The sequence below is a fragment of the Bradyrhizobium sp. NP1 genome (assembly GCF_030378205.1).
Classification (GTDB): domain Bacteria; phylum Pseudomonadota; class Alphaproteobacteria; order Rhizobiales; family Xanthobacteraceae; genus Bradyrhizobium.
In genome coordinates this window covers 3,500,593-3,520,519 of record NZ_CP127385.1, presented here as the reverse complement: position 1 = coordinate 3,520,519, position 19,927 = coordinate 3,500,593, and the positions used below count along the sequence as shown (strand labels likewise).

The window sequence follows — 19,927 nt, the reverse complement described above, 5'->3', positions numbered from 1 at the left end:
TGCCTATTCCCGGGGAAACTCGAGCCCCATCTCCCTGTAGCGGTCGGGATCGTCACCCCAATTCTCGCGCACCTTGACGAACAGAAACAGGTGGACCAGGCAGCCCGTGATCTCGGCGATCTCGCGTCGCGCGTCCGCCCCGATCGACTTGATGGTGGCGCCGCCCTTGCCGAGCACGATCTTGCGCTGGCTTTCGCGCTCGACAAAGATCGTCTGCTCGATGCGGATCGAGCCGTCCTTGCGCTCGGTCCAGCTATCGGTTTCGACGGTCGACTGGTACGGCAGTTCCTGATGCAGCTTGGCGAAGATCTTCTCCCGGGTGATCTCGGCCGCCAGGTGTCGCATCGGCGCATCCGACATCTGGTCTTCCGGATAGAGGAACGGCCCCGCCGGCACCATCGCCGCGAGCCCCTCTCGCAGGTCGGCGACGCCGTCGCCCGACAGCGCCGAGACCATGAAGGTGCGCGCGAACGGCAGGCGCTCATTGGCGGCCTTCGCCAGCGCCAGCAGCTTCTCGCGCGGCACCAGATCGATCTTGTTTATGACCAGGATCTTCTCGTGATCGACCGCGGCTGCCCTCGCCAGGATGGCGTCGGCATCGTCGTCGATCCCGGCCTTGGCGTCGAGCAGCACGCAGACCAGATCGGCGTCGTGGGCGCCGCTCCAGGCGGTCGACACCATGGCGCGGTCGAGGCGGCGCTTCGGCGCGAAGATGCCGGGCGTGTCGACCAGGATGATCTGTGCGTGGCCCTCGATCACGATGCCGCGGATCAGCGCACGCGTGGTCTGCACCTTGCGCGAGACGATCGTGACCTTGGAGCCTACCAGCGCGTTGACCAGGGTGGACTTGCCCACGTTGGGCGCACCGATCAGCGCGACGAAGCCGCAACGCGTCTCGGCGGGCGCGGCGCCGCCGACAGACTCAGCCATCATTGCTGCCGACGCCTTCGCGCTCGATCATCACGGATGCCGCGACCTTTTCCGCGGCGCGCTTGCTGCCGCCGACGCCTTCGGCCGGCGCGAGCCCAGGCAGGTCGACCGCGACACGGAACTGCGGGTCGTGGTGCGGGCCGGTGCGCTCGACCTCGCGATAGACCGGGGTCGGCAGGCCCTTGCCCTGGGCCCATTCCTGCAGCACCGTCTTCGGATCGCGCAGCGGCCGGCGCGGCTTGTGCATTCGCTCGGTCCAGTTGCGCGCGACGAACTCCGCCGCGGCCGCGTGTCCGCCGTCGAGATAGATCGCGCCAATGACCGCCTCGCAGACGTCGCCCAGCACCGATTTGCGCAGCCGCGCGCCCGCGCCCGCGCCAACCGCGCCGAGCTTGATATCGTCGCCGAGCCCGAGCGACCGCGCGACGTCGGCGCAGCTTTCCTTGCGCACGAGCTCGGCAAGGCGCTTCGAGAGCTCGCCCTCATCCGCGCTCGGAAAGGCGCGATAGAGCATGTCGGACACGACCAGCCCGAGCACATGGTCGCCGAGGAACTCCAGCCGCTGGTAGCTCTCGCTGCGCTTGCGGCTGGATTTGAGCGCCGAGACATGGGTGAAGGCGGTGGCGAGCAGGCTTGCGTCGGCGAACGTGTGTCCGATGCGCGCCTCGATCGCCGCGGTCGCAGCCTTCGCGCTGCTTTTGGCGCGCTTCTTCCGGGGCGGCTTGCGCGCGGCAGCAGCCTCCTGCCCTTCAGCTTTCTGACGAGCTGGCGCCTGAGCTTGCGGCTCGGCCTCGCGTGCCGTCGCAGTCTGGATGTCGGGCGTTTCGTCGTTCATCGCACGATTTTGAAGAGGCGATTCCAGCGCACTGCCGTCGGCCAGCGCCAGATCATCCAGGCATGCTCGCCTTCGGCGATCGAAAAGAAGATCATCTGGGCGCGGCCGACGATGTTTTCGAACGGCACATAGCCGACCGCCGACAGCACGCGGCTGTCGGTTGAGTTGTCGCGGTTGTCGCCCATCATGAAGAAGTGGCCGGCCGGCACCGTGTAGATGTTGGTGTTGTCGTAGAAGCCGTTGTCGACGCAATCGAGCGTCTCGTAGCTGACGCCGTTCGGCAGCGTCTCCTTCCAGCGCTTCACCCGCGCGGTCGCGTCCGACGACCCGCAGGGGTCCTCGCCGATGAAATCGCTGATGCGTTCGCGCTGGACCGGCACGTCGTTGATGTAGAGCAGCCCTTCCTTCATCTGGATGCGGTCGCCGGGCAGGCCGATCACGCGCTTGATGTAGTCGGTGGAATCATCCTTCGGCAGGCGGAACACGACGATGTCGCCGCGATTGGGCTCCGAGCCGAAGATGCGGCCCGAGAACAACGGCGGCGACAGCGGGATCGAATAATGGCTGTAGCCGTAGGAATATTTCGATACGAACAGGTAGTCGCCGACCAGCAGCGTCGCCTTCATCGAGCCGGAGGGGATGTTGAAGGGCTGGAACAGGAAGGTGCGGATCACGAGCGCGATCAAGAGGGCATGGATGACGACGCGGATGGTTTCGCCCAGGCCGCTTTCGGTTTTCGTCCCTGAAGTCACGCTCATCGTTATCCAATCCCCGTCGCGACCCTGTGGCAGAACATCTTCCTTTCGCGAATGGCGCGCTGCCTCGCCTCAAGGAATTGGTCCAATTCTGTCAATGAGGGCCGGTTCCGGGAGAACCCCGAACCAGCCCTTGGGCGATCTTTAGACGGTTGTTGGCAGACGCGCAATCAACCGTCTCATCAAAACTAGACAATCCATTGAAATATAACGGATTTTTGTTCCAGCCTCCGAATCGGCCGCCCGCATCAGGAATTGCCTGCCGGCACCGCCGAAATTATGACGAAGGCCTGCGCGATCGGCCAGTCGTCCGTGATGGAAAGGTCGATCCTGGCCTCGAACCCGGCCGGCGTCAGCTCGCGCAGCCGGGCCAGCGCGCCGCCGGTCAATTCCATGGTCGGCCGGCCACCCGGCAGGTTCACGACCCCCATGTCGCGCCACCAGACGCCGCGCCTGATCCCGGTGCCGAGCGCCTTCGAGCAGGCCTCCTTGGCGGCAAAGCGCTTGGCATAGGTCGCCACCACCATCTTCTCGCTCCTGGCGCGGCGGGTGGCCTTCCCGCGCTCGACCTCGGTGAAGATGCGGTCGAGGAAGCGGTCACCGTGCCGCTCGATCACCTTCGCCACGCGGCGAATGTCGATCAGATCGGAGCCGATCCCGATGATCATGCAACTATCCCGCCCCGGCCGCGGTCCATCGCCGCGCGCATGGCCTTGACCGTCTCGCCGAGCCCGACGAACAGGGCCTCGCCGATCATGAAGTAGCCGATGTTGAGCTCGGCGATCTCGGGCAGTCCGGCAATCGTCTCCGCGGTCGCATAGTCGAGGCCGTGGCCGGCATGCACCTCCAGGCCGGCCGCGCGGGCGAGCTTTGCGCCGGCGACGATGCGCCGCCATTCGGCCTCCGCCTTCTCGACGTGCCCGTCGACGACCGCGTCACACCAGGCCCCGGTATGGATCTCGATGACCGGCGCGCGCAGCTTGGCCGCCATCTCGATCTGCCGCGGGTCGGCGGCGATGAACAGGGACACGCGAATGCCGGCATCGCCGAGCCTGGCGATGAAGGGAGCCAGCGCATTGTGCTGGCCGACGACATCGAGGCCGCCTTCGGTGGTGAGCTCCTCGCGCCGCTCCGGCACCAGGCACACGGCATGCGGCCTGGTTGCGAGCGAAATGCGCAGCATGTCCTCGGTTGCCGCCATCTCGAAATTCAGGGGCTTGGCGATCTCGGCCTTCAGCCGGGCCATGTCGACGTCACGGATATGGCGCCGGTCCTCCCGCAGATGCGCCGTGATGCCGTCGGCGCCGGCCGCGATCGCGAGCTGCGCCGCGCGCACCGGATCGGGGCGCGGCCCTCCCCGGGCATTTCGCAGGGTGGCGACGTGATCGACATTGACGCCGAGGCGAAGCGGCAAGGGATTAGGCATTTCCAGGACTCTCAGGCGGACAGGCAGGACTACCCGTTGACGCGCTCGACCCGGGCGACCACGGCCTTTGCGCGCAACTGAGCGATAATAGCGCTGAGATGCTTGAGGTCATAGACCTCGAGGTCGATGGTCAGCTCGGTGAAGTCGGGCGAGCGGCGGTGCATGCTGATATTGTCGATGTTGCCGTCGTGCTCGGCAATCACGGTGGCGACCTGGGCGAGGCTGCCGGGCTCGTTGACGTTGTCGATGCGGATGCGCGCCGGGAAGCGCTGCGGGGTCGTCTCATCGACATCCCAGCGCACGTCGAGCCAGCGCTCCGGCTGCTCCTCGAAATCCTTCAGCGCAGGCGACTGGATCGGATAGATGGTGATCCCCTCGCCCGGGGTGACGATGCCGACGATCCGGTCGCCCGGCACGGCGCCGCCGTTCGGGGCGAACTTGACCGGCAGGTCGGAGTTGATGCCCCGGATCGGGATCGCCGACGGGCTGCGTGTAGGCTCGGGCGGCGATTTGAGCTTCAGCTTCACCGCGAGGCTCTTCTTGCCGCCGTAGCGGGCGACCCGCTCCTCCTTGTAGTCGGGATACATCGCGCGGGCGACGTCGGAGGCCTTCATCTCGCCGCGGCCGACCGCCGCCATCACGTCGTCGATCGAGGCACGCGCCAGCCTGGGCAGCGCGCCCTTCAGCTTGTCGTCGGCATAGTCGATCTTGGCGCGCTCGAACAGGCGCTCGACGATGCGCCGGCCGAGCCCCGCATACTGGTCGCGCACGGCGGTGCGGGTGGCGCGCCGGATCGCCGCGCGCGCCTTGCCGGTCACCGCGAGCGACTCCCACGCCGAGGGCGGCGCGGACTGCGCCTGCGAGGTCAGGACCTCAACCTCGTCGCCGTTCTGAAGCTCGGACGACAATGGCGCGAACTTGCCGTTGATCTTGCAGCCGACCGCGCTGTTGCCGACGTCGGTGTGCACCGCATAGGCGAAATCGATGACGTTGGCCTGCCGCGGCAGCGCGATCAGCTTGCCCTTCGGGGTGAAGCAGAACACCTGGTCGTGGAACAGCTCGAGCTTGGTGTGCTCGAGGAACTCCTCCGGATTGGCGCTTTCCGAGAGGATGCCGATGGTGTGGCGCAGCCAGGCGAACGCGTTGGATTCGCGCTTCAGGAGCTCGGTCGGCGAACCCACCCCGTCCTTGTAGAAGACGTGCGCCGCGATACCGAACTCGGCGATCTTGTCCATCTCCTCGGTGCGGATCTGCAGCTCGACGCGCTGGTTGCCCGGGCCGATCACGGTGGTGTGGATCGAGCGGTAGTCGTTCTGCTTCGGCGTCGAGATGTAATCCTTGAAGCGCCCGGGCACCACCGGCCAGGTCGTGTGCACGACGCCGAGCGCGCGATAGCAGGCCTCCAGATCACCCATCACGATGCGGAAGCCGAAAATATCGGAGAGTTGCTCGAAGCCCACCGACTTGCGCTGCATCTTGGTCCAGATCGAGAACGGCCGCTTGCGCCGCCCATAGACCCGCGCGGTGAGGCCGTTGCTGCGCAGGTTCTTGGAGAGCTGGCTTTCGATCTCGCCGATCAGGTTGCGGTTGCGCTCGGCGAGCGCGTCGAGCCGCTGCGTGACGACCGCATGGGCCTCCGGATCGAGCGTGCGGAAGGAAAGGTCCTCGAGCTCTTCCCGCATCTCCTGCATGCCCATGCGCCCGGCGAGCGGCGCATAGATGTCGAGCGTCTCGTCGGCGATGCGCCGGCGCGAGGCCGGGGCTACGAATTCGAGCGTGCGCATGTTGTGGAGACGATCGGCAAGCTTGACCAGGAGCACGCGGACGTCGTCGGCGATGGCGAGCAGGAGCTTGCGCAGGTTCTCGGCCTGCTTGGCCTCGCGCGAGACCAGCTCCAGCCGCTTCAGCTTGGTCAGGCCCTCGACCAGCGCGCCGATCTCGTGTCCGAAGACCTGGTCGATCTCGGCCCGGGTCGCCTCGGTGTCCTCGATGGTGTCGTGCAGCAGCGCCGCCACGATGGTGGCGTCGTCGAGCTTCAGCCCGGTCAGGATCGCGGCGACCTCGAGCGGGTGTGAAAAATAGGGGTCGCCGGAGGCGCGGGTCTGCGAGCCATGCGCCTTCATGGCGTAGACATAGGCGCGGTTGAGCAGGTCCTCGTTGGTGTTCGGATTGTAGGAGCGGACGCGCTCGACCAGGTCGTATTGCCGCATCATCCGCGGGCGCGCCGGCTTTGCCGGCTTCGCGGGAAGCGAGGACGACGATGGCGCCACCGCGACCTGCTCGGTCGCGGCCTGCATCTGCGGTGGGCTGCGGCGCCAATACGCCATCGGATCACTGCTCTCAACGTCCGGGACACCTCTGTTACGGGGCATCCCTTAAAAAAGCTCAGCCTGACGACGTGATTCTAACATTCGCTCGCCACTTTGGGAGGCACTTTCGCGAATGTTAGAATTAAAGGACCACCAGCAAAGCGCTGATGCCGGTGAAGCTTCGGATTTGAGTTCGCGTCAAGAAGGCCCCGCAAGGGGGGCGGCGGAGGTCAAATCCGCTTCACCGGCGCCAAATCCCGGCGCCGTTCCGATCATTTGGAGACGGACGAGGCCGATCGCCAGCGGCGCCCCGATCGCGGCGGCCGGCAAAAGCAAAGGCCCGGACCATGGTCCGGGCCTTGTGGAATTTCCGGGAAGCGGCCCGCGGCCGGCTCACTCGTCCTCTTCAGGCTGCTCTTCCGGCGGGGCGAGACCTTCGAGGCCCTTGAGCAGTTCCTCCTCGGTCATGCGCTCGACTGCGACTTCGGTGTCGTCGGCATCGACGCTGGCGCCAGCCGAACCGATCAGCGGCACGGTATCGGGCTCCGGCTCATCCACTTCAACGAATTTCTGCAGCGAGTGAACCAACTCTTCACGCAAATCTTCGGGAGAAATGGTCGAGTCGGCGATTTCCCGTAGCGAGACGACCGGGTTCTTGTCATTATCCCGATCAATCGTAAGTTGTGAGCCTGACGAGATCATCCGAGCGCGGTGCGCGGCCAACAAAACCAGGTCGAAACGGTTGTCGACCTTGTCGATGCAATCTTCCACAGTGACGCGCGCCATCGCCTGTCGCTTTCGTTAAATGGGACCAGAAATGCGGATTATGAGCGCTAGTTATAGCTCTCGGGGCCGTTTCGCAAGATCAATTTGTGATTTGGCCCTGGCAACACCCTCTGCTAACCCCCTCGCCGGGGCCTATGGGCCGGAGCATCCAAAGCCGCGGGACACGGCATTTGGACAAGAAAACGCTTCATTGCGACATCAAGACTATACTTTTATTGCCCTGAACCTCCCTAATCTGCGGTAGCGTCCGACCGATCCGATTTGGGAGGATTCTGGCAGTGCGTGAAAATGCGCGGATCGACTGCCGCCGCGCCAATAAACGACTAGCAACAACTATGCGAGAAACCGAATGTCCACTTCTTCCAACAAGATCGCGCTCTTCATCGACGGCGCCAACCTCTATGCAACGGCCAAGACGCTCGGTTTCGATATCGACTACAAGCGCCTGCTGAAGGAATTCCAGAGCCGCGGGACGCTGTTGCGCGCGTTCTACTACACCGCGATCATCGAGGATCAGGAATATTCCTCGATCCGTCCGCTGATCGACTGGCTCGACTACAACGGCTACACCGTCGTCACCAAGGCGACCAAGGAATTCATCGACGCCAGCGGCCGGCGCAAGGTCAAGGGCAACATGGACATCGAGCTTGCGGTCGATGCCATGGAACTCGCCGAGCACATCGACCAGATGGTGCTGTTCTCCGGCGACGGCGATTTCCGATCGCTGGTGGAGGCCATGCAGCGGCGCGGCGTGCGCGTCACCGTCATCTCCACGATATCGAGCCAGCCGCCGATGATCGCCGACGAACTGCGCCGGCAGGCCGACGTGTTCACCGATCTGGTCGAGCTGCAATCCAAGCTGGGCCGCGATCCGTCCGAACGCCCGCCCCCGCGCGAGCGCGAGTCGCGCCACCACGCGCCGCAATTCCTGCATCGCGCCACCACGATGGCGCCGAGGGGCGAAGACGATTTCGACGAATGAGCGCAATGCGGCGCTGGCGGGCTCCCCGCCAGCTGCCCTCGTCACCGAACCCAACCGGAACTGCCCGCTCTGCCCCAGACTCATGGCCTTCCGCGAGGAGGCGCGTGCGCGCGAGCCGGCCTGGTTCAATTCGCCGGTACCGTCTTTCGGCGATGCCGACGCCCGGCTCCTGATCGTGGGGCTGGCGCCGGGTCTGCAAGGCGCCAACCGCACCGGTCGTCCCTTCACCGGAGACTATGCCGGCGACCTGCTCTACGCGACGCTGCTCGACTACGGCTTTGCCGCGGGCACCTATCGCGCCAGCCCGGACGACGGGCTGCGGCTGGTCGACTGCCGGATCGCCAACGCGGTGCGCTGCGTGCCGCCGCAGAACAAGCCGCTGCCGGCCGAGATCAACGCCTGCCGGCCCTTCCTCGCCGCGACCATCGAAACCATGCCGAACCTGCGCGCGATCGTCGCGCTGGGGCGGGTCGCGCATGATTCGCTATTGAAGGCGCTGGGCGTGAAGAGCGCGGCGGCGCCGTTCGGGCATGGCGCAATCCATCCGGCCGGCGGCTTCAAGCTGTACGACAGCTATCATTGCTCGCGCTACAACACCAACACGGGCGTGCTGACGCCCGACATGTTCCGCCGCGTGTTCGCGGCCGTGCGCGCCGATCTGGGCTAGTGTCCCGATTCCGAAGTTCGCATCATTCTGCGGCCCCTCGTTTGCGAACTTCGTAATCGAACGGACACTAGCAACTTATTGATCTGGTGTGGCTTTGGTTCAGAAGTCCGCATGACGAACTTGCGGCGGCAATGATGCGGACTTCTGCACCGCCACACTAGGTTTTGACGGGGTTTTCCTGCAGCCACTCCAGCACGTCGCCGGCGTTCCGGTCCGGCGGAAACACCGGGTAGAACACATGGGTGATGCGTCCGCTGTCGATGATCAGCGCCAGCCGCTTGATCAGCGTCAGCCCCGCGACCTCCATGGTCGGCAGCTTGAGCGCCCTGGTCAGTTCCAGTCTCTCGTCCGACAGCACTGGAAACGGCAGATGCAACCGCGCCGCCATTTCGGCCTGATAGTCGTTGCTCTGCGTCGACAGGCCGAAGACCTGGGCTGCGCCTGCGGCCTTCAACTCGGCGAACAGGTCGCGGAAGGCGCAGGTCTGCGGCGTGCAGCCCCGCGCGCCTGGAATCATGTCCCAGTCGTCGACCAGCGCGATCTTGCCCGGTTCGCCAGTGCGGGGATAGCCGAACACGACCGTGCGCCCGGGCAGCGCCGACAACGTGACCGACGTGTCGTTGGTCGCGAGCAGGCTGATCGGCGGAACCGCCATGCCCTTGAGATGTGCGGCACCGCCATCATCGGTGGGTGCCGGGATCTTGCTCCAGTCCACTTCAAGCAGGTTTCTCTGGTTCATCGTCGCCTCGGCTTGTCCTATCCGCGCGCCCGCAGCAGGCGGCCCTTCTCCCGGCTCCAGTCGCGCTTCTTCTCGCTCTCGCGCTTGTCGTGCAGCTTCTTGCCCTTCGCCACCGCGAGCAACAGCTTGGCGCGGCCCCGCTCATTGAAATAAAGCTTGAGCGGGATCAGCGTCATGCCCTCGCGGTCGACCGCGCCGATCAATTTGTTGATCTCCTTGCGGTGCAGCAAAAGCTTGCGGGGCCGTTTCGGCTCGTGGTTGAAGCGGTTCGCCTGCAGATATTCCGGGATGTTGGCGTTGATCAGCCAGATTTCGCCGTTCTTGGAGTCGGCGTAGGACTCCGCAATCGTCGTCTTGCCGTTGCGGATCGACTTCACCTCGGTGCCGGTGAGCGCAATGCCTACTTCGACCGTGTCCTCGATCGCGTAGTTGAAGCGCGCTTTGCGGTTTTCGGCGACGACCTTGATCGGGCGCTCGTTCTTGGTGGCCACTTTAGCTTTTCTTCAGGAGATCACGGATCTCGGTCAGGAGTTCTTCCTCGCGCGTCGGCTTTGCCGGTGCGGCCGGCGCCGCCGCCTCCTTGCGCTTCAACTGGTTCATGAGACGAACGACGATGAAGAGCACGAAGGCAATGATGATGAAGTTCAGGGTCAGCGTGATGAAGCTCCCATAGGCCAGCACGGCGCCCTGCTTCTTCGCATCGGCCAGGTTGGTCGCTGTGACCGATTTGGCCAGCGGCACGAAATAGTTGGAGAAATCGAGCCCGCCGGTGACCGCGCCGATCAGCGGCATGATGATGTCGCCGACCAGCGAATTCACGATGGCGCCGAAGGCCACGCCGATGACGACGCCGACCGCGAGGTCGACGACATTGCCTTTCATGGCGAATTCGCGAAATTCCTTCAGCATGTCCCCTCGCTCCGTCCGGCAAACGAAGATTGCGCAGCCGCCTCTTAATTGATCAGGCCGGCATGGACCATGGCATTGCGCACCGCGACGCGCGTCGGCTCCGACACCGGCACCATCGGCAGGCGCAGCCTCTCCTCGATCTTGCCGAGCAGCGACAGCGCGTATTTTACCGGCGCGGGGCTCGACTCCATGAACAGGTTGGTGTGCAGCGGCATCAGCTTGTCGTGCAGCTTCAGCGCCGTCGCATGATCGCCCTTTTGCCAGGCGACATGGAACTCGGAGCACAGGCGCGGCGCGACGTTCGCGGTCACGGAGATGCAGCCATGGCCGCCATGGGCCATGTAGCCGATCACCGTGGCGTCTTCGCCGGAAAGCTGATTGAAGTCCTCGCCCATCGCCGCGCGCTGCTGCGAGACCCGCACCATGCTCGCGGTGGCATCCTTCACGCCCGCGACGTTCTTCAATTCGAACAACCGCTTCATCGTGTCGACCGACATGTCGATCACCGAGCGCGGCGGGATGTTGTAGATGATGATCGGAATTCCAATCGCGTCATTGATCGCCTTGAAGTGCTGGTACAGCCCTTCCTGGGTCGGCTTGTTGTAGTAGGGCGTCACCACCAGCACGGCGTCGGCGCCGGCCTCTTCCGCGTGCTCGGCAAGCTCGATCGCTTCCTTGGTCGAATTGGAACCGGCGCCGGCGATCACGGGAACGCGGCCCTTTGCCTCCGCGATGCACCACTCGACCACCCTCTTGTGCTCGTCATGGCTCAGCGTCGGGCTTTCGCCGGTTGTGCCGACCGGCACGAGGCCGTGGGTGCCTTCGGTGATCTGCCAATTCACCAGCGAACGGAAGGTGCCCTCATCCACCGAACCGTTCTTGAAGGGCGTCACCAGGGCGGTAAAGGACCCCCGGAACTTGGTCTTGGCTGCCATGGACTTTCTCCAAACGCGTGGCTTGCGGCACGGCTTTCGCGCGAAAGACCATTCATATCGGGTCTGGTCGCCCGACGAAAGGCCGCAGCCCAGCCCGGGGCCGCGATTTTGCCGCTGTGTTGGTGCAGACAGCCCCGCACCGCCGCGTGATTAGCATTTTGTCCACATATTCAATCCAGTAGTAGTTTGGCGACCGAATGATTCGCCGTCGGGGAGCGCAGTGAATCCCTTCATCCGCGTAGCCGCTTTGCGATCGACGGCGATGGCAACCAGCCTGATGCTGGCGCTCGACGTGACATGCCTGGCGGCCGACGCATGGGCGGCGAAGGTTCCCTTGCCCAAGCCGCGGCCGATCGCGCGCAATGTCGTTCCGAAGACGAATGTCGCGACTGCTACGCCGAAGGAGCCGGCGAGGCAGACGTCCGCGGTGCCGCCGGCTGCGGGGGCGGCAACCGCCCCTTCCCTCCGTCAACGTGCCGCGTTGCCGGCGCGCAAACCGACCGTGCCGGCCGCGATCGCTGCGACCTCATCGACATCGAAAGCCGATACCGACGCCCTCGAGAACGTCATCGAGCTCGTGCGCAACCGCAAGCCTGACGACGCCACCCAGCTCGAAGCCGCGATTTCCGACCCGGTGGCAAAAAAGCTGGCGGAATGGATCATCCTGCGCAGCGACAACAACAATGCCAGCGTCGAGCGTTACCGCGCCTTCCTCGCCGCCAATCCGAGCTGGCCGTCGCAGACCTTCCTGCGCAAGCGGCTCGAGGCGGCGCTATGGGACGACAAGCGCGAAGACGCCGTCGTCTGGTCCTGGTTCGAGAACGAGTCGCCGCTGTCGGCGAAGGGTCGCTTCGTGCTTGCGCGCGCCATGCTGGCGCGCGGCGACAAGGCCAACGCCGAGAGGCTGGTGCGTGAAGCCTGGCGCAGCGATCCGATGTCGGAGGACACCGAGAACGCGGCACTCGATCTGTTCGGCGCGCTGGTGACGCCAGGCGACCACAAGGCGCGGATGGACACGCTGCTGTACACCACCGAGAACGAAGCAGCCGCCATGCGCGCGGCAAAACGTCTCGGCGCGGGCTATGTTGCGCTCGCGAAGGCGCGCCTTGCCGCCGTGAAGAAGGCGGCGAACACGAGGGCGCTACTGGAAGCGGTCCCGCGCGAACTGCATGGCGATACCGGCTACCTCTTCAGCAGGATCCAATTGCTGCGGCGTGAGGAAAAATTCGCCGAGGCCGGACAGCTCATGTTGAGCGCGCCGAAGGATCCGGCCCGCCTTCACAACGTCGATGAATGGTGGATCGAGCGCCGTCTGCTGGCGCGCAAGATGATCGACGTCGGCGAGCCTCGCACCGCCTACCTGATCGCGCGCGATGCGGCGCTGCCCAACCGGGATATCTACAAGACCGAGCAGGAATTCACCGCCGGCTGGATCGCACTTCGTTTCCTCAACGACCCGGCGGTGGCCTCGCAGCATTTCGCGCGAATCGGCGTCGGCAGCGTCAATCCGACCGCGCTGGCGCGCGCAGGCTACTGGCAGGGCCGCGCCGCGGAAGCCGCGGGCCGCGCCCAGGAGGCCCGTGCCGCGTATACGGCCGCGGCGGAACAGTCGACCAGCTATTATGGCCAGTTGGCGCGCGCAAAGCTCGGCCTGCCCCAGCTTGCGCTCAACGGCACGCCGGCCGCCCGCTCGCGCGGCGTCGAAAGGCTTGAGATCGTGCGGGCCGCGCAGCTGCTCTACGAGCTGGATGAAGGCGAGCTCGCGATTCCCATGCTCGCCGACATGGGCGAAAACGGCGATCCGGACGCCCTGGTGGGGCTCGGCGAGTTGACTTCCCGCCACGGCGACGCCCGCGGCATGCTGCTGCTCGGCAAGGCGGCGCTGAACCGCGGACTGCCGTTCGATTTCTACGCCTATCCGGCGACCGGCATTCCCTCCTTCAGGTCGATCGGTCCGGAGGTCGAGCAAAGCGTCGTCTATGCCATCGCCAGGCAGGAGAGCGCCTTCAACCCGGCCGTGGTGTCGCCGGCGCAGGCCTATGGGCTGATGCAGGTCACGCCGGAAGCCGGCCGCTATGTCTGCAAGCGGGCGGGCGTCGCCTTCGATCTCGCCCGCATGAAGACGGACCCGGTCTATAACGCCGCCCTCGGCGCCGCCGAGCTCGGCGGTCTGCTGGAGGATTACCGCGGGTCCTATGTCATGACGTTCGCCGCCTACAATGCAGGCCGCGGCAGCGTGAAAAAGTGGGTGGAGCGCTATGGCGATCCGCGCGATCCGAAGGTCGACACCGTCGACTGGGTGGAGCTCATCCCCTTCTCGGAGACCCGCAACTACGTGCAGCGGATCATGGAGAACCTGCAGGTCTACCGCGCGCGATTCGGCGGCGGCACGCGGCTGCAGATCGAGGCGGACCTTCGTCGTGGGGCAAGCCTGGAATAGGCGGCATCCTCTGGCATGATCGCGGCGCGGCTGCCGGCGTGTTGCCTTCCGGCGCGATCGCAGTGCAAGCGCCTGCTCCGGGCACGGACCGAAGCGCGGCCGTTTCCGATCAGCTACCTACTGAGTGCATTCGCCGATGCGGTCGGCTTCCAGCTCGGTCTTGAGGTCGCTGACCAGCGCGCCAGCCATCCGGCCCCTGGAGGTGATGGTCGCCGTGTAGTGCTGCGGACTGTCGAAGTTGAAATCGCCACCGACGTCCATATCAAGTTGCCCCCTGCACTGGAGGCGCCACCTCAGCGTTCGTCCATTCGTTTCATACTGCGCCGGTTCGCAGGTGGAGTTGATGGTGCCCGACTGGGGCCCAAAGGTCCTGGCGACATCTTCGGCCTGCTCCGGGGAGAGGCAGCGCGCCTTCACCTGCGGCGGTGTGGCGGCGCCGTTGACCACGGTGCTGGAGGTGACCTTCCACTGCCCGGGTTCGATGAGCTGATCGGCGGCGACCCCGCCGGTCGTCGCCACGATCGAGCAGAGCATCAGCATGTATCCGAACCGGGTCATTCAGCCCTCCTTGCATCGGCTTGCTCTTGTTAATCGACGTGCGCCACGCGGGCCACCGGCATTTCGCATCCCTCACCGGCAAAGAAAAACCCCGGCGGTTTCCCGCCGGGGTTTCCCCTAGAGCGTCGTTAGACGACCAGGATCAGAAGTTGCGCTGAACGCGAAGGTTGAGCGACGTCGTCCCGTTGTCGCCGAAGGTGTAGACCCCGGCCGGCAGCGGCAGAGCCGTTGACGGCGTTGGGAAGTTAGCAGCACCCTTCATGTTGGTGTGCAGATTGGCGTACAGCACTTCGGCGCTGAACGTCAGGTTCTTGACCGGGGTCCAGCGGGTCACGAGGCCGACCATTCCGATGGTGAAGCCCGGATCGCAGGTCGAACCCGCCAGGAACCCGGCAGGGTTAGCCGCAGCACCCGTGGTGACGTTGTTGGTGCCACCAATCGCAATGCCCGCAGTCGAGGAGTAGGCGTTGCAATACAGCGTCTTCGCCGTCGAGTTGTAGCTCAGGCCGGCGATGCCGCCGAACAAGCTGGTCGACCAGTAGGGATCCCAGTTGTGGTTGAACGCACCACGGAAGCCCCAACCGCGGGTCAGCTGCTGCTGGGTCAAGTTGTTCCCGTTGAAGACGGTGCCGTTAATACCGCTCTGGCCCGAGTAGATCGAGTCGGTCGTGACGCCCATCGCGAGCTTGTTGCTGTTGAGGATGTCGAAGGCCGAAGGAGTCGGCGAGCTCGTCGCCAGCACGTATTTCGACGCACCGAGCGACCAGGTCGCATCCATCTTGATATCGTCGCCGGGACCGGTCGGGATGTTCTTGATCTGCAACGCAGCCGACACCGCACCGCCCCACTTGTCGTCGGGGTGACCGTTAGCTATTGCACCGACCTGGCTCGCGCCACCCAAGGCAGTGGACGGCCCGTTTGTATTCTGGAAGTAGCCCGCATGGTTGTCATGCAGGGCGCCCGAAATCTGGAACAGACCCCAGGCCTGATCGACGCGAACGTTGCCGACGATGTCAGGGGCGGAGGTGCCGCCGTAAGCGGTGCCGACACCGGTGACGAAAGCCGTGGCCGCGCCAGTGGCGCCGATCGAACCACCGGCCGCACCACCCACGGTATTGAGGATCTGCGTGCGGTTGAAGGCGTTGGCGCTGGAGTCGTCAACACCCAAGGTCGCCGACACGCCGTTGCCGAACTGCCAGGTGTACTGGACGTTGTTGATGCCGGTGACCGTGTCGAAGCCGCCGATCAGGAACGACGAGTTGTTGCCCGGATAGCCATGCCACGGCGTGGAGAACGCCGAAGCGGACTTACCGAAGGTGAAGCCGGCGAACTGGATGAACACCATTTCCACCGCGGTGTAGCCGTTACCGGCGGTGTCGTTGTTCACCTGGCCGACAGACGCCGACGGGAACACGGCGGCCGCGGTGCCGATGCTGCTGGTCGCGCCGAAGGTCGAGAACTGGAAGTCAGCCTGACCGAAGGTGCGAACCACGCCGTACTCGGTCGCGGTGCGCGTGTCGATCGTCAGCGCCAAGCGCGAACGGTCGTTGTAGAAGTTGGCGTAACGGTCGCGGATCGCGCCTTCGCCGTTCCAGAACGGGCCGTCATAGATCGCGCCGTTGATCGTCAAGTCAGCGCGCAGATAACCACCCAGCTTGATGCAGGTATCAGTGCCCGGAATGTAGAAGAAACCGGCACCGTACAGCGAACAGATCCTCACGTATTCGACCGCTTTGGCCTTCACGGGAAGATCGGCTGCCTGTGCTCCGCTCATGGCGAGGAGTCCCGCCGCTGAGCCGAGGAGTAGGCTCTTAACCATCTTCATTGCTAAACCTCCAAGTTGCTCTAAGGGAAGGATCTCATCCGCTGGGTGAAGACACCCGAAGGTTGGTTCCCTAGTCCCTAATCCCACCGCTTAGCCGCTTCGCGCCTTCGGACACACCCGCGAGAACGCGAGGGACTTAAGCGAACCACCTAATACGGGACGACCTCGGGATGCCCCCCTCCGTCGCAGGGTCAGAATTACCGAAGGGCAATGCACAGGCAATAAAGGAACCGAGCCAAACGGACCTGTTCCGACCGTTTTTAAAAGGGTGTTGCACAAATAACACGCAGTCGTGAAGTCGCCGCTCATCTAACCCATTGTTCTATAATTGATTTCTAGAAGCCATGTTTTGCCCACGAGATCGTGGCGCTGAAGCGGCGAATGCGACTCCGAACGCGAGCGGCGCGGAGCCGCTTCGAATCGCGTGATCGTCAGCGTGATTCTCGGGGCAGCGAAGGCCAGCTCGCGAAAGGGCCTGGAAGCGCTACGAAACCACCTGCTTGGCCCGATCACGCCTTCGAGTCGCGTCCTAATATAAAGGAGAGGCGCGACATGACAGGGCACAGGTGCTTAGCCCTGTTTCTGAACCCAGAACTGGTACATCCCCCTGAACGTCGCCGGACGTTCTGTTTCGAAAATGTGCCAGCGTTCGAGGTCGGCGGCAGATCCGTCTTCCGGGAACCGCTGCCGGTAGGCGTCGATCGATGAGGTTTCGAAACCGAGAAAGTTCAGCCGGTGTGCGGCCAGAAAAGAAGCGATCTCCGGAATCTCGAACTGATGTTCCTGCACGTGAAACAGCAGATCGCGGCATTCGCTTAACGTGTAGAAGTCGGGAAAGCCGGCGATATCGGCAAGCGGGCTGCCCGGCTGCAATCCCGCGAGTTGCTGTCGGAAGGAGCGGATGGCTGGTTCGGAATCACCGACATCAGCATCCGTGATCATCTCCCTCGCCGCGCGGATCGCTGCGCGCGCCTTTGCGCTGTAGAGCCCGATATGCATCAGGCCATTCGGCTCCAGCAGATCGATCAGCTTGCGCCAGCCATCGAGCGGATCACGAAGATGGTGCAGCACGCCAGCCGAGTCGATCACGCTGAACCGGCGATTGATCGCCTGCGCATTCAGGATATCAGCCTGAGCGAACGCCAGACTCGTTATCCCCGCTTCATGCGCCTTCCGCGCCGCGTAGCTCAGGCTGCTCAGGCTGAGATCGATCGCGAGGATCGTTCGAAGCCTGAATTGCCGCGCGCGCTCGACGGCCTGGATACCCGTTCCACATCCTGCGATCAGAAAATCGACATCGCCACGGTCGATGTTCTGATAGCGAACGCCGGGAAACCGCGTCCGAATGTATTGATCGACCGAGACGGGATTGGTGTTGGTGATCGTCTTCGCCCATCTCGGATAGGGATTTTGCTCGTATTGCTCGCGGACAAGCTGCGACGTCGCATCCGTGATCGGTGTGAGCCGGACGATGCTCTCCCTGCCCTTCCGCTCGTTCTCGACCTCGATGACCTGCTGCTCCACCAGTTGCCGGACGGGCTCGGGCCACGTGCTCAGCGCCAGTCGCTCGGCACCGGGAATCGAGTGCAGCGGAAAATAGCTTGCAAGCGTTGCAAGCGTCTGCGGCGATACCGGCTGCTCCGCAGCCAACGCTTCCGCAACCGCCTCGCGGAGACGACAGGCCTGCGCGTTTTCCTCCTGCTCGATGGCGAAGACGTATTCATTGAGGAAGCACTGACGCGCCAGCGCCGCGCGCAGGGCAAGGAAGCCGCTGTCTTCAGCTCGCGTCAAATCGCCTGCCAAACTTTCGAGGAGCGTCCGCCGCACGGCCGTCAGCACGCGTTCCAGCGGCAGTGACGCATTCGGCGTCTCCACCAGCAGGACGTGAAGCAGCCTGTGGTCATCAAGCGCCGCAAGTCTGTCGCCGTCGATCTTCCGAAATGCCGATGGCCCCTCCGCGCCCGACTGGTCGATGTCGTGAAGCAGTGCCGTGATGGATGGCGTCCTGAGCAGCAAGGCAGCCGCGGTGCCCGCAAGATAGCGCGGCCGGCACCACGCCTCCTGCATGGCGCGGATCAAAAAATGCTCGAAACGCGGCAGGTCAGGAACACCGGCCGCCGCGATCGATCGCACGATGACGGTGAAAAGCTTTCGCAGTTCCTCGCTATCCCCCTTTGACAGCGCGTCAAGCACCAAACCGAGCGCCTCGCCATTTCTTCCGGCCGCAAACAACGCCTTGACGAGGTTCTCGCGCGCGGCGCCTGATGGAGCAAACAGCAGCGCACGATTGAAATGCCTGATCGCCTCCTCCGTCTGCCCCTTGCGGAGCAGGAGTGCGCCCATGTTGGTATGGGCGTCGGCATAGTCGGGCTTGATCTTCAGGGCCTTGAGATTGTGAGCGATCGCCTCGTCGTCCTGTCCGAAACTCGACAGCACCAGCGCCAGGTTGAAATGGATTTGCGGATCGCGGCGTGTCACGTCGAGCGCCTGCCGCAGCAACGCGACAGCGTCGCGGACGCGGCCAACCTGATGGGCCAGCACCCCCAGATGGCTCAGTGCCCCGGCGTGGCGCGGATTGAGCATCAGCACGTCACGGTAGGCCCGTTCTGCCGGCAGCAGATTGCCCGCCCGGTGCAAGACCAAGGCCTGCTCGAACAGCATTGCTTCGCCGCCGCTTGTCGCGGCGACTTCAGGACGTTTCCTCTTCACCAAGTACCTCACGGCAGCCGGGTTTGACCCCGGACTCGCTGGGACGCTTTTTGCGCCCTCTGGCCCACAGGATAACCGCGAAATTTCGGCGAAAGCAAACCCGCCACGAGCGGCGGAAGGCCTTCACGGCCGAAAAGGCGTAACGCGCCCCGCTATTGCATAAGGCCGGCGATTGCGTCAGAAGTCGCCGGGCTGACGCTCAGCATGCGTTGAGCCGCCGACTCATCCAGCGTTCAGCCGGCGCGATCTTGTTTGTTGTCGAGACCGATGTCGAAGCGTCCGCCTTCAGCGCCCGAAAGGGCGAGCCCGATCCCCCAGGCGCTGGAACAGGCGATCATCGCGCTGCAGATGCAACGCCCCGACCAGGCAGAGCGCCTCGCCTTCCCCGTGCTCAAATCGAACCGCGGCAATATCCTCGCCGCGCAGGTCGTCGGGCGCGCGCTGTTGATGCAGGGCCGGGCCAGCGAGGCGATCGATCCCTTGCAGCGCGCCGCGCGGCGCAGCGACGACCCGGAAACCGAAACGCTGCTTGCGGTGGCGCTGGCTGCCGCCGGACGAGACGACGAGGCGCTGGATCAACTGCGCCGGACGACGGCTCGGCGGCCCCCATTTCCGCCGGCGTTTCTCGAACTTGCCGGCCAACTGTCGAAAACGGGACGGTTCGACGAGGCCGTCCCCCTGCTCGAAAGCGCGCTGGCGCTCGTGCCCGGTCATGTCGATCTGCTGATGGCGCTCGGCTATCTGCATCTGAAGCGGAACGAGCGCACCAGGGCGCGCGCGCTGTTCCTGCGCGTGCGCGACGCGGCGCCGCAGCGGCACGACGCGCTGGTCGCGCTCGCCAAGGTGATGGTGCTGGACGGTGAATATGCGCCCGCCGCCGATCTCTACCGGCATGCGCTCGGACTGCAGCCCGACGACGCCGACACCCGGATCAATCTCGGCAAATGTCTCCTGGAAATGGGTGAGCGCGACGCCGGCGAAGCGGCTCTGCGCGCGGCGGCGCGGACTGCGCCGCAACTCGCGGGCCGCGCGATGCTGGCGCTTGCCGCGGCCCCGCACGGCCGTTTCTTCCTTCGACCGGCCCATGCTGCAAAATTCCTGCGCGTCGACAGGAATTGACGG

18 protein-coding genes are annotated in these 19,927 nt (G+C 64.6%); 4 read left to right on the top strand and 14 right to left on the bottom strand.

The annotated features are described in order from the left end of the window. Window positions 1-3 precede the first annotated feature (3 nt). From era to rpoZ, 7 genes are all read right to left on the bottom strand, one after another. Window positions 4-930: a GTPase Era gene (gene era / locus QOU61_RS16820; RefSeq protein WP_289660593.1), complete on the bottom strand. Its 927-nt coding sequence runs from the start codon at window positions 928-930 to the stop codon at window positions 4-6. Next, window positions 923-1,765: a ribonuclease III gene (gene rnc / locus QOU61_RS16815; RefSeq protein ID WP_289660590.1), complete on the bottom strand. Its 843-nt coding sequence runs from the start codon at window positions 1,763-1,765 to the stop codon at window positions 923-925. The genes era and rnc overlap by 8 nt, the downstream gene beginning before the upstream one ends. Next, window positions 1,762-2,523, bottom strand: coding sequence for a signal peptidase I (lepB, locus tag QOU61_RS16810; protein WP_289660586.1), 762 nt, complete (start codon window positions 2,521-2,523; stop codon window positions 1,762-1,764). The genes rnc and lepB overlap by 4 nt, the downstream gene beginning before the upstream one ends. Before the next feature lie 245 nt (window positions 2,524-2,768). Then, window positions 2,769-3,188: a holo-ACP synthase gene (gene acpS, locus QOU61_RS16805; RefSeq protein ID WP_289660583.1), complete on the bottom strand. Its 420-nt coding sequence runs from the start codon at window positions 3,186-3,188 to the stop codon at window positions 2,769-2,771. Further along, the gene (locus tag QOU61_RS16800) at window positions 3,185-3,946 is read right to left on the bottom strand and encodes a pyridoxine 5'-phosphate synthase (protein ID WP_289660581.1); all 762 of its coding nucleotides are present in this window, start codon (window positions 3,944-3,946) and stop codon (window positions 3,185-3,187) included. The genes acpS and QOU61_RS16800 overlap by 4 nt, the downstream gene beginning before the upstream one ends. Window positions 3,947-3,975: 29 nt before the next feature. Next, complete coding sequence (locus QOU61_RS16795; RefSeq protein ID WP_289660579.1) at window positions 3,976-6,273, bottom strand: RelA/SpoT family protein; 2,298 nt, start codon at window positions 6,271-6,273, stop codon at window positions 3,976-3,978. 375 nt (window positions 6,274-6,648) lie between these two features. Continuing rightward, on the bottom strand, window positions 6,649-7,041 hold the full coding sequence (rpoZ, locus tag QOU61_RS16790) for a DNA-directed RNA polymerase subunit omega (RefSeq protein WP_079603537.1): 393 nt from the start codon (window positions 7,039-7,041) through the stop codon (window positions 6,649-6,651). A 349-nt stretch (window positions 7,042-7,390) separates the two neighbouring features. Here rpoZ and QOU61_RS16785 point away from each other — a divergent pair, with 349 nt between their 5' ends. Together QOU61_RS16785 and QOU61_RS16780 are read left to right on the top strand one after the other, a co-directional pair. Further along, window positions 7,391-8,023, top strand: a complete 633-nt coding sequence (locus QOU61_RS16785) for a LabA-like NYN domain-containing protein (RefSeq protein ID WP_289660572.1) — start codon at window positions 7,391-7,393, stop codon at window positions 8,021-8,023. Between the two features lie 13 nt (window positions 8,024-8,036). Further along, window positions 8,037-8,690: a uracil-DNA glycosylase gene (locus tag QOU61_RS16780; protein WP_289661560.1), complete on the top strand. Its 654-nt coding sequence runs from the start codon at window positions 8,037-8,039 to the stop codon at window positions 8,688-8,690. Window positions 8,691-8,847: 157 nt separating this feature from the next. On the opposite strand, the gene QOU61_RS16775 is transcribed toward QOU61_RS16780, so the two are convergent. From QOU61_RS16775 to dapA, 4 genes are read right to left on the bottom strand one after another with little or no spacing between them, the layout of a single operon-like run. Beyond that, complete coding sequence (locus QOU61_RS16775; RefSeq protein ID WP_289660569.1) at window positions 8,848-9,429, bottom strand: peroxiredoxin; 582 nt, start codon at window positions 9,427-9,429, stop codon at window positions 8,848-8,850. Window positions 9,430-9,446: 17 nt separating this feature from the next. Beyond that, window positions 9,447-9,920, bottom strand: a complete 474-nt coding sequence (gene smpB / locus QOU61_RS16770; RefSeq protein WP_289660566.1) for an SsrA-binding protein SmpB — start codon at window positions 9,918-9,920, stop codon at window positions 9,447-9,449. Between the two features lies 1 nt (window position 9,921). Continuing rightward, a complete protein-coding gene (gene mscL, locus QOU61_RS16765) occupies window positions 9,922-10,338 on the bottom strand; it encodes a large conductance mechanosensitive channel protein MscL (RefSeq protein ID WP_289660563.1) in 417 nt (138 codons plus the stop codon). A gap of 44 nt (window positions 10,339-10,382) precedes the next feature. Next, window positions 10,383-11,273, bottom strand: coding sequence for a 4-hydroxy-tetrahydrodipicolinate synthase (dapA, locus tag QOU61_RS16760; protein WP_289660561.1), 891 nt, complete (start codon window positions 11,271-11,273; stop codon window positions 10,383-10,385). Between the two features lie 262 nt (window positions 11,274-11,535). Here dapA and QOU61_RS16755 point away from each other — a divergent pair, with 262 nt between their 5' ends. Next, window positions 11,536-13,713, top strand: coding sequence for a lytic transglycosylase domain-containing protein (locus tag QOU61_RS16755; RefSeq protein ID WP_289660560.1), 2,178 nt, complete (start codon window positions 11,536-11,538; stop codon window positions 13,711-13,713). 117 nt (window positions 13,714-13,830) lie between these two features. Here QOU61_RS16755 and QOU61_RS16750 read toward each other — a convergent pair whose 3' ends face one another. The 3 genes from QOU61_RS16750 to QOU61_RS16740 all read right to left on the bottom strand — a co-directional run bounded on the left by QOU61_RS16750 (window position 13,831) and on the right by QOU61_RS16740 (window position 18,805). After that, window positions 13,831-14,271 carry a DUF3617 domain-containing protein gene (locus QOU61_RS16750; RefSeq protein WP_289660557.1) on the bottom strand — a complete coding sequence of 147 codons (441 nt, stop codon included), beginning with the start codon at window positions 14,269-14,271 and terminating at the stop codon, window positions 13,831-13,833. A 142-nt stretch (window positions 14,272-14,413) separates the two neighbouring features. Next, window positions 14,414-16,096 (bottom strand): porin, encoded by a 1,683-nt coding sequence (locus tag QOU61_RS16745; RefSeq protein ID WP_289660554.1) that lies wholly within the window; start codon window positions 16,094-16,096, stop codon window positions 14,414-14,416. A 570-nt stretch (window positions 16,097-16,666) separates the two neighbouring features. After that, window positions 16,667-18,805 (bottom strand): class I SAM-dependent methyltransferase, encoded by a 2,139-nt coding sequence (locus QOU61_RS16740; RefSeq protein ID WP_289660551.1) that lies wholly within the window; start codon window positions 18,803-18,805, stop codon window positions 16,667-16,669. 267 nt (window positions 18,806-19,072) lie between these two features. Between QOU61_RS16740 and QOU61_RS16735 the strand changes: the two genes are divergently transcribed. Further along, window positions 19,073-19,924: a tetratricopeptide repeat protein gene (locus QOU61_RS16735; protein ID WP_289660548.1), complete on the top strand. Its 852-nt coding sequence runs from the start codon at window positions 19,073-19,075 to the stop codon at window positions 19,922-19,924. Window positions 19,925-19,927: the final 3 nt, after the last annotated feature.